We start from the raw sequence: 13,006 nt of genomic DNA on the forward strand, positions 1-13,006 counted from the left end.
CCTCCCGGCACGCGGGACGCCGCCTAACCGCTGCCCCGCCAAGGTATGAAGAGTGATGGCCATGCACTTCGCGTTCGTCTCCATTCCCGCGCACGGCCACGTGAACCCGACGCTGCCGCTTGTGGCCGAACTGGTCCGCCGCGGGCACCGCGTCACCTTCTTCACCGCCGCCGACTTCGAACCACAGATCCGCAACGCCGGTGCGGACTTCCAGGCTTCCGGCGTTAACTGGCTCGCATCGCTGCCTGCCCTGGGCCCCGGCCAGCGGACCCAGGCGCACCTGATGCTGCCGCTCATGAACGAGGTGTTCGAAAACCTTCGCTCGAGCTTTCCCGCCCTCGTGGACCGGCTCCGGCAGGACCCGCCCGACGCCGTCTGCTTCGACGCGATGACCCTCAGCGGCGGCATGGCGGCGGAGAAGATCGGTGCCCCGGCCATCGCACTGATGCCCACCTACGCCACCAATGAACACTTTTCGCTGCGGAAACTGATGCCGGCCCCGCCGCCGGAAGGGGCCGATGACATGGCGAAAGTCGCGATGGCCATGGGCCGGCTGGTGGCCGAGTTCGCAGCCGAGCAAGGGGTGCGCACACCGCGGATGTTCGACGGGCCGCCTGCGCCGTTCAACATCGTCTTCCTGCCCCGCGAATTCCAGCCCATGGGGGAGACCTTCGATGACCGCTTCCGGTTCGTGGGCCCCAGCGTCAGTGGCCGGGACGACGGCGGCGGTTGGGCCCGGGAGGGAACAGGCCCGCTGCTTTTCATCTCGCTCGGGACCACCCCACTGAATAACCGGCCCGACTTCTTCCGGATGTGCCTTGAGGCGTTCGGCGGGAGCGAATGGGAGGTTGCCATGGCCGTCGGGGAGCAGGCCGGGCCGGCCGGATTCGGCGCCGTGGCGCCCAACGTCCGGATCCGGCCTTTCTTCCCGCAACTGCAGGTGCTCCGCGAAGCCGATGTGTTCATCACCCACGCCGGCATGAACTCCACCATGGAAGCGCTCTACTTCGCGGTCCCGATGCTGGCCGTGCCGCAGCAGCCTGAACAGGCAGCCACCGCCCGCCGGCTGGAGGAGCTGGGACTCGGCCGGCAGGTGGCGGCCGAAGATGTGACGCCGGAGGTGCTCCGGGCCGGAGCCGATGGGCTCCGTGCCGACGCTGAGGTCCGGCGGAAAGTGGCCGCCATGAGCGAGATCGTCCGCAGCGCCGGCGGAGCCGCGGCCGCCGCCGACGCCATCGAAGCGCACGTGCGGCACGGGGCCGGCAGGTTCGGGGCCGTCGGCTAGGGCAGCGGATTCCCGGCGGTCCCGCCGCGGGTCTTGAGGAACTCCGCCACCGCGGGCGCCAGGGACGCCCCGGTCTCGTCCGCGCCGCGCTTCACGCCGGCCACGGCAAAGGAGTGGTCGCCGTCCTCACACCACTGCACGGTGGCCGACGGCCCGATCCTGGCGGCCACAGCCTCCAGCAGTTCCGGGGTGGCGAACGTATCGCGCGTACCCTGCAGGAACAGCATCGGCAGGGTGAGCCCGTACAGGTGCTCATCACGGAGCTTCTCCGGTTTCCCGGGCGGGTGCAGCGGATAGCCCAGGTACACCAGTCCGGCGGCGGGCATGCCCTCGGCCACCGCCATGGAGGCCATGCGCCCGCCGAAGGACTTCCCGGCGGCCCACAACGGCTGCCCGCCGGACCGCGACGCGGCGGCGTCCATGGCTGCCCGCCAGGCAGCGATCGCCGCCGGCGGCCGGTCCGGAAACTTCTTTCCGGCCTCGCGGTACGGAAAATTGAACCGCAGCGTGGCGACGCCGAGACCGTTCAGGGCCCTCGTGAATCCCGACAGGAACGGATGGTCCATCCCTGCGCCCGCACCGTGGGCGACCACCAGGGTGGCGAAGGCGCCGTCAGGGCCGGCGAAAACGCCCGACACGGTGGTGCCGCCGACGTCGATGGTGATTGGGGACTCGGGGGAGCTCATGCGTCCATCATGCCGGTTCCGCTCTTCAAATGCCCACGTCAGGAGCGTACGTTGTCCCCATGGCCAGGGAAGAAGCGCATCTGACTGTCAGCGGACCCAGCGGCGACCGGGAGCTCAGGGTGTCCAGCCCCGGCCGGATACTCTGGCCCGGACCGGGGCTGACCAAGCTGGACCTCGCCCGGTACCTGGTCGACGTCGGCGATGCCTTCATGGCTGCGAACGGGGGCCGGCCCGTGACCCTGCAAAGGTTCAAGGACACCGTGGACGGCGAACAGTTCTTCTCCAAGAACCCGCCCAAAGGGGCCCCGGACTACATCAGGTCGGTCGACGTCGTCTATCCCAGCGGGCGCTCGCATCCCCAGCTGGTCATCGACGAAATCGCTGCCGCGGTGTGGGCGGTGCAGATGAACACGGTGGTGTTCCACCCCTGGGCCTCCCGGGCCGCCAACCCGGACAACCCGGACGAACTGCGGATCGACCTTGACCCGCAGCCGGGCACCGGGTTCGCCGAGGCCGTGCCGGTCGCGCACGAACTGCGGCGTGTGCTCGCCGAGGCCGGCCTCGAGGCCTTCATCAAGACCTCGGGAAGCCGTGGCATCCATGTTTTCGCCCCGATCGAGCCCGCCAGGGAATTCCTTGACGTACGCCACGCCGTCATCGCAGCAGCGCGCGAACTTGAACGGCGCATGCCCGCCCAGGTCACCACGGCCTGGTGGAAGGAAGAACGCGGTCCCCGGACTTTCGTCGACTTCAACCAGGCCAACCGCGACCGCACTATGGCGGGGGCCTACAGCCCGCGCGCCCTGGCGAACGCAACGGTGTCGTGTCCGATCCGCTGGGAGGAACTCGACGGCGCCGATCCGGATTCCTTCACGATCCTGACTGTGCCGGACCGGCTCAAAGCGGCCGGGGACCCGTGGGCCGGCATGCATTCCAGCGCGGGCACCATCGACCTTCTCCTTCAGTGGTGGGAGCGGGACCTCGCGGCCGGGCTGGGGGAACTGCCGTTCCCGCCGGACTTCCCGAAGATGCCGGGGGAGCCGCCGCGGGTGCAGCCCAGCCGGGCGCGCAGTAAGGGCTGACCGCGGCCCTTGGACTCCTACCAGGTCAGGTCCTGGGCCTTGATCTCGTAGTGGCCGTCGCGTTCGGTAAACGTGGCCCGGTATCCGCGCTTGACGCCGTTGACCACCATTTGGCAGTCCGTGTGCGTGTTCACCTTGATGTCCGGGAAGTTCTTGCACTCGACCTCGGAGATGGTGACCCCGGGATCCTTGGGCTTGGCGCGGGCCTTGATCCGCTCCGCCAGGATCCTGCCGCTGGTCTGCGGGTCGAAGACCAGTATCGACGGCAGCGGCGTGGCGGTCACGGTGGTGGTGGCACCGGGGGTGGCGGCGGGGGCTGCGCAGCCTGCCATCAGGAGGGCCGCTGCCACGGATGCCGCACATGCTGACCAGAGGTTCTTCATCGCCGACCACATCCATTCGACGCCCGTCCAGAGACCGCCGGGGACCCGGGCTGCCCAAAACCCAACGATGTCCTGCCCGGCTTGGGGAATTCTTGGGTCGGCAGCCGGTGACCGTGCGGGGGACGAGCGGTGGCCCGGTTTGTCTGTATACCCCGGGGGGTATTACTCTTGAGGGGTGACAAAGAGGTGAGCGATCCTGGCCGTCCCCGCCCTCGTATACGGGGTGGGTATTCCGCTGGCCGCGGCCATCCCCAGCTCGCTCGTGGTGGTCGGGGCGTCCTCCGCCGTCGCGGTACTGCCCCGGCTGCGGGGCGGCGTGAACTGGCGGCTCGCGCTGATCATCGGTGCGGCCGGGACGGCCACCGCCTATCTCGGCGCCATGGTCAACCGGCTGCTGGACCCACGGGTCCTGCTCCTGGCGTTTGCCGCCATCATGGTTCTCGCCGGCCTCCGGATGCTGCGCCCCACGCAGGCCGAGGGCGGTGCCTGTGCGCTGCCCGGCGGCGGAGTCAACTGGCGCAGCTGCCTGCCCAAGGCCGTTGCCACGGGCGCCGTCGTAGGGTTTCTGACCGGGCTGCTGGGCGTTGGCGGCGGGTTCCTGATCGTTCCCGCGCTGTCTCTGGTCCTGGGGCTGCCCATGGCACTGACGGTGGGATCGTCACTGGTGATTATCGTCATCAACTCGATCGCCGGCTTCACCGCCCACCTCGGCGACCTGCATCTGGACTGGGCCGTCACCGGGGCCTTCGCCGGGGCGGCGATGATCGCATCGCTGGCAGCGGGGCGGCTCGGCACGAACATCCCGGACAAAGCGCTCAAACGCGGCTTCGGCGTCCTGGTCCTCGTCATCGCCGCCTATGTGGCGGGGCAGGCGGTCATGAGCTGAACAGGAAACGAATAACCAACAACGACACGAGGACGAAACGCCGGAGGCCGCGCCTCCGGCGTTTCGGCGTTTGGGCATTTGGTGTTGCTGCGGCAGCGGTAGCCCGCAACCCGCAGCCGCCTGCGGTCGGGAGGGCGAGTGTCAGCTGTGGGAGCGGCGCAGCAGGCCGCGGAAGGAAACCCCGACGGCGCACACCAGGGGAGCCAGCACCGCCAGCAGCACCACAGTGTTGGGCCGGAACATCATCCGGCCCGAGGGGCCCTTGGCGTAGACGCCGAGCGGAAGCACGAAGCCCCCGCCCCCGCCGCCGCTCCCGCCGGGGCCGGGCTCGCCTTCGGGACTGCTGCCTCCGCCGAAACCGAAGGACACTACGGCCACGGGGATGATTTCTTCGCCTGCGATTGTCACGGCGGGGCCGTACGCCCGGGTGACACCCACATTCTTGAAAGCGTCCACCAGGGACGAGAAGGACTCAGTCATAGGACACACCATAGGCAACCGTGCCCCGGCGGCGCCAGAGTCCCGCTGATCCGAAATCCGCCAGGCCCGAAATTCCGGGCCCGGGTCTGGTTGCGGCCCGGGTCGTGCCTCTAGATTTGAGCTTGCGGGCGGTTTGGGCCAACGATGTACCGCCAAACCGCCGACGGCGTGGCACGGGAAGCGAGGCACGGGACATGGTGAAACCCACTACTGCGACATCCACGACGGCGGCGTCACGGCTGGCCGGCGCCTTGGCGATCGTCCTTGGCACCGAGGGCATCCCTCTGCGGCTGCGGGCCTGGGACGGCACGGAGGCCGGCCCGGACGGCGCGCCCCTCGTGGTTTTCCGGTCCCGGAAGGCCCTGCGCCGGATGCTGTGGTCGCCCGGGCAGTTGGGACTCAGCCGCGCCTACGTGGCTGGCGACATCGATGCACCCGGTGACATTTTCGCCGCGTTCTCCGCCCTGAGTGCGGCCGGGAAGTTCACCGAGCCCGGCCCGTTCCGGCCGCCCACCCCCGGTGAAGTCTTCGCGCTGCTCCGGACCGCCGTCCGGCTCGGTGCGCTGGGACCCAACCCGGCGCCGCCGCCGGAAGAAGCACGCGTGGGCAAGTACGGCCGGCGGCACTCCAAGGGGCGTGACGCCGCGGCCATCTCCCACCACTACGACGTCGGGAACGACTTCTATGCTCTCGTTCTGGGCCCCTCTCTGGTCTACTCCTGCGCGGTGTGGGAATCGGAGGACGCCGGGCTGGACGCCGCCCAGGCGGCCAAGCTGGACCTCGTCTGCCGCAAGCTGGGGCTGCAGCCCGGTATGCGCGTGCTGGACGTGGGGTGCGGGTGGGGCAGTTTCGCGCTGCACGCGGCGCAGCGTTACGGGGTCGACGTGGTCGGGGTGACGCTCTCGGTCGAACAGGCCGCCCTCGCCCGCAAACGGGCCGCCGACGCCGGGCTGACCGACCGGGTGGACATCCGGGTCCAGGACTACCGCGATGTCGACGACGGCCCGTACGACGCCATCAGTTCCATCGGCATGTCAGAGCACGTGGGCCGCGAGCAGATCCTGCACTACGCGTCCAGGCTGCAGCAACTGCTCCGCCCGGGCGGCCGCCTGCTCAACCACGCGATCTCCTGGAATGCCGGCGCGGCCGCGCCGGACCCGGACTCCTTCATTCCCCGCTATGTCTTCCCGGACGGTGAGATGCTCAGCCTCGCCGAGATGGTGGCCGCGCTCGAAGGGGCGGACCTGGAAGTGCTGGATGTTGAGGCGCTGCGGCCCCATTACGCCCTGACGCTCCGGGCGTGGGTGCGGAACCTGGAGGACAACTGGGAGGAAGCGGCCCGGCTCGCCGGCGTGGGACGGGCCCGTGTCTGGCGGCTCTACATGGCCGCGAGCGCGCTTGGATTTGAAGCCGGCATCACCGGGGTCAACCAGGTCCTGGTGCGGCGGGCAGGCGGTACGGAACCGCCCTTGCGCCGCTCCGAATGGATCTGAGGCCTGTGCCGGGCCCGGGCCCTGTCGGGGTGCCGTGTCCCGGCTGACCGGCGCACTGCGCGGGGATAGGCTGTCATCATGAGCAATACCGAAGTCGCGCCCCAGGAGATCCTTTGTGAGACCGACGGGACCTGCGCCGGCGTCGAACTGCTGGTGCCGCGGCAGGTTCCGCTGGGCGGCCCGCGCGCGATGGATGTCCGGCGCACGCTTCCGCAGCGCCAGCGGAGCCTGATCGGCGCCTGGTGCTTCCTGGACCACTACGGCCCGGACCAGATCGGCGAGTCCGGCGGCATGAAGGTCCCGCGCCACCCGCACACCGGGCTGCAGACCGTCAGCTGGCTGTTCACCGGGGAGATCGAACACCGGGACTCCGCCGGTTTCCACGCCGCCGTGCGGCCGGGAGAAGTGAACCTCATGACCGCCGGCCGCGGCATCAGCCACTCCGAATACTCCACCCCGGACACCACGGTGCTGCATGGTGCCCAGCTGTGGGTGGCACTGCCGGACACCGTCCGCCACATGCCCCCCACGTTTGAGCATTACCGGCCCGAACCGGTCAGCGGCAACGGATGGACCCTGCGCGTCTTCCTGGGGGCACTCGCCGGATCTGTATCACCCGTTGCCACCCACACGCCCCTGCTCGGTGCGGAACTGCTCCTGGACGCCGGGGCCGAACTGACACTGGACACAGACACGTCGTTTGAACACGGGCTGCTGCTGGACTCGGGCACTCTCACCCTCGACGGACACGCCGTGCCAACAGATCACCTCGCCTACCTTCCGACCGGTCACGGGTCCCTGACCCTGGCAGCGGGAAGCGACGGAGCCCGGGTCCTCCTGATCGGCGGCGAACCCCTGGGCGAACAGATCGTGATGTGGTGGAACTTCGTCGGCCGCAGCCACGAGGAAATTGTCGCCTACCGGGCCCGGTGGCAGGCCGAGATCGGCGCGGAGCCCGGCCCGGTCACGGGAGTGCCGGACTCCGGCGAAGACACGGCGCTGCTGTTCGGCTCGTTCCCGCCCGGGCAGCCGGCGGCCCTGCCGGCCCCGGCCCTGCCCAACGCCCGTATCCGGCCGCGCGGCTGAACCGGCTACACAGAAACGCCCGTCCCATCGAAGGAGAACCCGCTTGAGCGCGATCACCGTTGCCAACAACCCGGAGCGCAGCCGTTTTGAAGTGCTCGACGCCGATGCCGACGCCGGGTCCGTGATCGGGCAGGCCGCCTACGTGGACGACGCCAGGTCGGGCCAGCGGATTTTCTATCACACGGTGATCAACGAGGAATATGGCGGGCGCGGACTGGCCAAGGTGCTGGCTGAGCAGGCCCTGGACGCGACCGTGGCCGAGGGGCTGGTGATCGTCCCGGTGTGCCCGTTCATCAAGAAATACCTGAGAAAGCACACCGGCTATGCAGACCACGTCGCGGCAGTCACTTCCGCGCATCTGGACTTCGTAAGGGACTCCCTGGCCCAGCGCGTCCATCAGTGACTTCCGAGGCCCCTGAGGAGTCCGGGACCCGGCTCATGGATGCGTGCACTCATGCATGCGCCAGGAACCGCTCCACCCGACGATCGGGAATGAGCCAGAGCGCCGCCACTGCTGCGTAGGTGGCGATGCCCAGGACGGGGTTCACAAAGGTCAGGGCCATCCCGGCGATATACAGGGCCGGGGAGCCCTTGCCCTTCCAGTCCCGCCCCATGGCCTCGTCCAGCGCGCCACCCCGCCCCTGCTGACGGATCAGCGTGATTTTCAAGATGTAGTACGCAATGGCCGCGAGCAGCAGATTCAGTCCGTAAACCAGGACGGGCACCTGTGCCAGACCGGCATCGTTGATCCAGCGCGTGGTGAAAGGGAAGAGGGACAGCCAGAACAGCAGATGGAGGTTGGCCCAGAGGACCCCGCCGTTGATCCTGCCGGCGAGATGCAGCATGTGGTGGTGGTTGTTCCAATAGATCCCCACGTACACGAAGCTCAGCACGTAGCTGAGAAACGTGGGAAGCTCGTGGAGCAGTGCCGGCCATGTGGGTTCGGCCGGGACGTGCAACTCCAGGACCATGATGGTGATTACGATGGCCAGCACGCCATCACTGAAGGCCTCCAGCCGGTTCTTGTTCATGTGGCGCCTTCGGGTCGGGCATCGTGGCCGATGCCAGGGGCGGCCGCCACCGGCCACGGTGCCTGCGACACCAAGGATCTAGCCCTCGGCTTCTTCCCCGAGCTCTGCCTCAAGCTCCGCTTCGACCACTGCGAGCGCGAATCCGAGTGCCTGTGCCAGGTTGCCCGAGGCCGCCACGATCCGGGGCGTGCCAACAATCGGGGCCACCGCGATCAGGATTCCCTGGACATCCTCCAAGGTGACGCCGACTTCAGACGCGGTGCCGGCATTGAGCAAGTAAGACGCCGGCGGGGCATCGACCGCCGCCAGGGCCGCGATCCGGGCCAACATCAGCTCGCGCGGCTCCAGGGTTGAGCGTTCGATTGACACGGCCGTGATATCGGCCAGGGCGTCCAGGACAGGGGTATCTTCTTCGGCCATGGTCATGCCTCCATCTGGATTCTGTGGTTCTGTGGCGGGTGGTTGAGTGGTGGGTGATTGTGCGGCGAGTGGCGCGGCGCGAACGGACCGCGACGACTCGGCACCAACGTAACCCTGTGGCGTGGAGCCGGGCATCACCCGAACGGCATGAGGCGTCCGCCCGCGCCGCCGGACTGCGGGCCGCTTCTTCGGCGGCGCGTTGACGGCGGGCCGTGCGCGGGCCACAATCGCAATAGCTGGAGCCGATGCGCGTTTGCGCGCCCGGCAGGAACTGACCACGGCAACCAGTGCCGGCGGCGGTTCCTGACGTCAGAGGGAGGTCGCCGATCATGGCCGAGACCAAAGTCAAGCACCTGAGCGTCGAGGAACGTGCCGCCGAGGGCAAGGGCGCCCGGAAGAAGACGCCTGCCGACAGCCATACGGGCTGGGCTCCCGCGCCCGACCGCCCGGACCCGGTGGCGCTGCTGGAGGAACAGAACCTCACCCGCGAACAGGACCTCGTGCCCGTCCGTCACGGCCGGATGCTGGCCTCGCCGTTCACGTTCTACCGGGGGGCCGCCAAGATCATGGCCGCCGACCTGAAAGACACGCCGCGCGCCGGCCTGATCTCCCAGCTGTGCGGGGACGCCCACCTGTCCAACTTCGGCGTGTTCGCCTCGCCCGAGCGGACGCTGCTCTTTGACCTCAACGACTTCGACGAGACGCTTCCGGGCCCGTTCGAGTACGACGTCAAGCGGATGGCCGCGAGTTTCACGATCGCGGCGCGCAACAACGCGTTTACCAAGCAGGAAACCCGCGATGTGACCCTGGCAGCCGTGCGGGCCTACCGGGAAGCGATGGCGCAATTCGCGCAGATGGGCACACTGGATATCTGGTACGCCCGGCTGTCCGAGGAACAGTTGATGAAAACAATGGAATTGGCCGTGGCAACCCAAAAGGGGAAGGCCCTCAAAAAGGCCGCCGAGGGCATGGAAAAGACAGCACGGGCGAATGTCGCGAAGGCCCGCACCCGGGACAGCCTGCAGGCACTCTCGAAGCTCGGTGAACTCGTCGAGGGGAAGTACCGCATCGTCAGCCAGCCGCCGATCGTCATCCCCGCCCGGGAGCTGGGCGACTCGTTCGGCCTGAACGCCGATGAACTGCAGCGCGTGATCCGGCACCAGCTTCGGTCATACCGGGCCTCGTTGCAGGACGACCGGCGTCGGCTGCTCGAGCGGTTCGAAATCATCGACGTCGCCCGCAAGGTGGTGGGCGTCGGCAGCGTCGGCACCAGGGCCTTCATCGCGTTGCTCCAGGGGCGCGATCAACAGGATCCGCTGTTCCTCCAGGTCAAGGAGGCCACCCGTTCGGTGCTCGAAGACCACTTGCCCAAGAGCAAGTTCAAGCAGCCGGGCGAGCGCGTGGTGCAGGGGCAGCGGATGATGCAGGCCGCGAGCGACATCTTCCTGGGATGGACCAAGGGTGAACAGGAAGACCGGTACCTGTACTGGCGCCAACTGCGCGACATGAAGGGCTCAGCCGTTGTGGAATCGATGAAACCGCTGGGCATGAACGTGTATGCCAACGTCTGCGGCTGGACCCTGGCGCGGGCGCATGCCCGGTCAGGCGACCCGATCGCCATCGCGGCCTACCTGGGCAAGAGCGCCAAATTCGAGGAGTCGATCACGGACTTCTCCGAACGCTACGCCGACCAGAACGAACAGGACTACCAGGCCTTCGCCGATGCCGTGCGGTCCGGCCGCCTCGAAGCCACCGAGGGTCTCTAGGCCGGCGGGAAGGATCGCGGGACGGGCCGGGCATGTTCCCGGGAAGGACGTGCCGTGGCTGATCACCTCGATGGGCGGCAGACCTCGCTCTGGGTTGCCACGGCCGGCACCACCGGCTATCCCGTGCTGGACGGGGATCTTGAGGCGGACGTGGCGGTGGTTGGGGCCGGTGTAGCCGGCCTGACCGCTGCGCTGGCCCTCAAACGCGACGGACACGCCGTCATCGTCCTGGACGCTGCCCGCATCGGAACGGGTGTCACCGGACACACCACCGGCAAGGTCACAGCGCTGCACCGCCTGGCCTACACCGAACTCGCTGACCGGCACGGCCCGGAGATTGCGCGCACCTACGGGCAGGCTAATCAGGCCGCGGTCGGGCACATAGCGGGCGTCGTGGCGGAAGAGGGCATCGACTGCGACTTCCGGACGGTGTCCAACTACACGTACGCGGAATCCGACGACACCCTTGCCCGGGTCCGCGACGAAGCGGATGTCGCCGCCCGGCTGGGCCTGCCCGCGGCTTTCACGTCCGACGTGCCGCTGCCTTTCGCCGTCCGCGGCGCGGTCCGGTTCGAGGACCAGGCGCAACTGCACGCGGTGAAATACCTCCACGGGCTTGCCCGCGCCGTCGACGGAAGCGGCAGCCGCGTGTTCGAGGACTCGCGCGTCATCTCGGTCCGCGACGGCCGCCCGGGCAGCGCGGCAACGGTGCGGACCGCCCGGGGTACAGTCCGGGCGCGCGAGGTAGTCATCGCCACCAACGTGCCGTTCGGCGACGCCGGGTCGTCCGCACGGGGCCTCTTCCTGCACCGCTCCTACATCGTCGCCAGCCCGTCGCCGGCGGAACGGCTGCACGGAACGTTCATCAGCGTCGACGAGCCGATGCGTTCGATCCTGGCGGCCGACGTCGGCGGCGACAGCTATGTCCTCACCGGGGGAGAGGGACACCCGGCAGGCGAGGCCGGCGACGCTGCCGCCCGCTACCGCCGCCTGGCGGCGTTTTCCCGGGAACGCCTCGGGACCGGTGACGCGGGCTTCCGCTGGTCCACACAGGACAGCATGCCGCTGGACGGACTGCCCGTCGTGGGGCGCATGTCCCCGGGCGCCGGGCATCTCCACATCATCACGGGGCTGCGCAAATGGGGCCTGACCAACGGGACCGCCGGCGCGCTCATCCTGGCCGACACCCTGTCCGGGCGGCACAACCCCTGGGCGGCCGTGTTCGACAGCACCCGCACAATGCCCGCCGGCCCGGCCGGCAGCACACGCCCCGGGCCGGCCGCGCCGGAAGAACCCGAACAGCCCGAACAGCCGCAGGCCAATGCGCGGGAAACCGCGGACGCCTTGCGCCCGGGCGAAGGCGCCGTCGTTGAGGTCGACGGCCGGCCCACTGCGGTCTTCGCCACCGAAACCGGAGACCTCCTCGCCGTCTCCGCCATCTGCACGCACCTGGGCTGCACTGTGGAGTTCAACCCCGACGACGCGACGTGGGACTGCCCCTGCCACGGCTCACGCTTTGCCGTCGACGGCACAGTCATCCAGGGTCCCGCGGCCGAGGACCTGCCACGGAGGCCGCTACCTTGAGCCGGCCGGCACGGCCGGGTGCGTGCGGCGGAGCCGTTCCAGCGTGAGCACGTCACGGCCGAAAGAGAAGGCCAGCAGCCCGAGGGCCGCGCCCAACACCAGGACCCCGAGCCACGGGGGGACGCCGGGCAGCAGGGCAAACAGCAGCGCGGCCGGTTGGATGGCTCCGATGACCTTGCGCACTGGGCTGGACGGCAGTTGCGCCTGCAAGGATGGCCGGAACCATGCGGCGGCCTGGAACGCGTAGTACATCAGGCCCATAGCCCACGGCCAGGGTCCAAACATTGCCGACGCCGCGCACGACAACGCCAGGACAAGGGCGGCATCCGTGTCCGAATCCAGCCGTGCGCCCTCGTCCGTCGCCGCCCCGGTCCGCCGGGCCACCCGTCCGTCCACGGCATCGAGCAGGAACGCGGCCGCCCCCAGCAGCACGATCAGGCCGGGGTCCCCGGACCGGGCGACAAGGCCCCACACGGCCAGCGCGGCGCAGCAGGCCACCACGACGGCCCGGCCCAGGGTGACCCGGTCCGCCGGGGTTGAAAACCGGGGCCGGCGGGCAAGAACGGAACCACCGGCCCGGAGGATCACCGCGGCACCGGCGGCCAACCCCGGAAACCAGAGCGCAGGATCAGGTTCGAACCCGGTGGCGAGCCAGAGCCCGGCCACCAGATAGGCGCCGACGGCAAGGCCGGAATCGGCCACGGCACGGCGTGCTCCGGCGCTCAGTGACGCCCCGCCGCCCGCTTCCAGTCTGTTCGCCTCCACGATGTCCACCGTAACCGTCTACACCGCGGACCGTGCACAGCCCGGAAACCGCCACGGCC

The 13,006-nt window shown here is 69.1% G+C and carries 14 protein-coding genes; 8 read left to right on the forward strand and 6 right to left on the reverse strand.

From position 1 onward, the window contains the following. Nucleotides 1–55 precede the first annotated feature (55 nt). The gene (locus tag CFN17_RS16275; RefSeq protein ID WP_261792477.1) at nt 56–1,285 is read left to right on the forward strand and encodes a macrolide family glycosyltransferase; all 1,230 of its coding nucleotides are present in this window, start codon (nt 56–58) and stop codon (nt 1,283–1,285) included. Here the strand turns inward: CFN17_RS16275 and CFN17_RS16280 are convergent. Next, nucleotides 1,282–1,971, reverse strand: a complete 690-nt coding sequence (locus tag CFN17_RS16280) for an alpha/beta family hydrolase (protein WP_208748778.1) — start codon at nt 1,969–1,971, stop codon at nt 1,282–1,284. The genes CFN17_RS16275 and CFN17_RS16280 overlap by 4 nt on opposite strands. A 59-nt stretch (nt 1,972–2,030) precedes the next feature. On the opposite strand from CFN17_RS16280, the gene ligD reads away from it, so the two are divergent. Continuing rightward, nucleotides 2,031–3,053, forward strand: coding sequence for a non-homologous end-joining DNA ligase (gene ligD / locus CFN17_RS16285; RefSeq protein WP_208748779.1), 1,023 nt, complete (start codon nt 2,031–2,033; stop codon nt 3,051–3,053). A 17-nt stretch (nt 3,054–3,070) separates the two neighbouring features. Here the strand turns inward: ligD and CFN17_RS16290 are convergent, their stop codons facing one another. Continuing rightward, entirely contained in the window at nt 3,071–3,436 is a 366-nt protein-coding gene (locus tag CFN17_RS16290; RefSeq protein WP_208748780.1) for a hypothetical protein, read from the reverse strand. Between the two features lie 196 nt (nt 3,437–3,632). On the opposite strand from CFN17_RS16290, the gene CFN17_RS16295 reads away from it, so the two are divergent. Then, nucleotides 3,633–4,322 carry a sulfite exporter TauE/SafE family protein gene (locus CFN17_RS16295; protein ID WP_261792478.1) on the forward strand — a complete coding sequence of 230 codons (690 nt, stop codon included), beginning with the start codon at nt 3,633–3,635 and terminating at the stop codon, nt 4,320–4,322. 141 nt (nt 4,323–4,463) lie between these two features. On the opposite strand, the gene CFN17_RS16300 is transcribed toward CFN17_RS16295, so the two are convergent. Further along, nucleotides 4,464–4,802 carry a hypothetical protein gene (locus CFN17_RS16300; protein ID WP_208748781.1) on the reverse strand — a complete coding sequence of 113 codons (339 nt, stop codon included), beginning with the start codon at nt 4,800–4,802 and terminating at the stop codon, nt 4,464–4,466. Between the two features lie 194 nt (nt 4,803–4,996). Here CFN17_RS16300 and CFN17_RS16305 point away from each other — a divergent pair, with 194 nt between their 5' ends. The 3 genes from CFN17_RS16305 (at nt 4,997) to CFN17_RS16315 (ending at nt 7,784) form a co-directional block, all read left to right on the forward strand. After that, on the forward strand, nt 4,997–6,295 hold the full coding sequence (locus tag CFN17_RS16305) for a cyclopropane-fatty-acyl-phospholipid synthase family protein (RefSeq protein WP_208748782.1): 1,299 nt from the start codon (nt 4,997–4,999) through the stop codon (nt 6,293–6,295). A 78-nt stretch (nt 6,296–6,373) separates the two neighbouring features. After that, a complete protein-coding gene (locus CFN17_RS16310; protein WP_208748783.1) occupies nt 6,374–7,381 on the forward strand; it encodes a pirin family protein in 1,008 nt (335 codons plus the stop codon). A 43-nt stretch (nt 7,382–7,424) separates the two neighbouring features. Beyond that, nucleotides 7,425–7,784 carry a GNAT family N-acetyltransferase gene (locus CFN17_RS16315; RefSeq protein WP_208748784.1) on the forward strand — a complete coding sequence of 120 codons (360 nt, stop codon included), beginning with the start codon at nt 7,425–7,427 and terminating at the stop codon, nt 7,782–7,784. 49 nt (nt 7,785–7,833) lie between these two features. Here the strand turns inward: CFN17_RS16315 and CFN17_RS16320 are convergent, their stop codons facing one another. Together CFN17_RS16320 and CFN17_RS16325 are read right to left on the reverse strand one after the other, a co-directional pair. Then, a complete protein-coding gene (locus CFN17_RS16320) occupies nt 7,834–8,412 on the reverse strand; it encodes a TMEM175 family protein (RefSeq protein WP_208748785.1) in 579 nt (192 codons plus the stop codon). A gap of 78 nt (nt 8,413–8,490) precedes the next feature. Further along, entirely contained in the window at nt 8,491–8,832 is a 342-nt protein-coding gene (locus CFN17_RS16325) for a carboxymuconolactone decarboxylase family protein (protein WP_208748786.1), read from the reverse strand. A 329-nt stretch (nt 8,833–9,161) separates the two neighbouring features. Between CFN17_RS16325 and CFN17_RS16330 the strand changes: the two genes are divergently transcribed. Together CFN17_RS16330 and CFN17_RS16335 are read left to right on the forward strand one after the other, a co-directional pair. Beyond that, the gene (locus CFN17_RS16330; RefSeq protein WP_208748787.1) at nt 9,162–10,598 is read left to right on the forward strand and encodes a DUF2252 domain-containing protein; all 1,437 of its coding nucleotides are present in this window, start codon (nt 9,162–9,164) and stop codon (nt 10,596–10,598) included. A gap of 54 nt (nt 10,599–10,652) precedes the next feature. Beyond that, nucleotides 10,653–12,182 carry an FAD-dependent oxidoreductase gene (locus CFN17_RS16335; protein WP_208748788.1) on the forward strand — a complete coding sequence of 510 codons (1,530 nt, stop codon included), beginning with the start codon at nt 10,653–10,655 and terminating at the stop codon, nt 12,180–12,182. Here CFN17_RS16335 and CFN17_RS16340 read toward each other — a convergent pair. After that, complete coding sequence (locus tag CFN17_RS16340) at nt 12,174–12,848, reverse strand: CDP-alcohol phosphatidyltransferase family protein (RefSeq protein WP_395925381.1); 675 nt, start codon at nt 12,846–12,848, stop codon at nt 12,174–12,176. The genes CFN17_RS16335 and CFN17_RS16340 overlap by 9 nt on opposite strands. Between the last annotated feature and the right edge of the window lie 158 nt (nt 12,849–13,006).

This window comes from Arthrobacter sp. PM3, from assembly GCF_003352915.1.
Classification (GTDB): domain Bacteria; phylum Actinomycetota; class Actinomycetes; order Actinomycetales; family Micrococcaceae; genus Arthrobacter.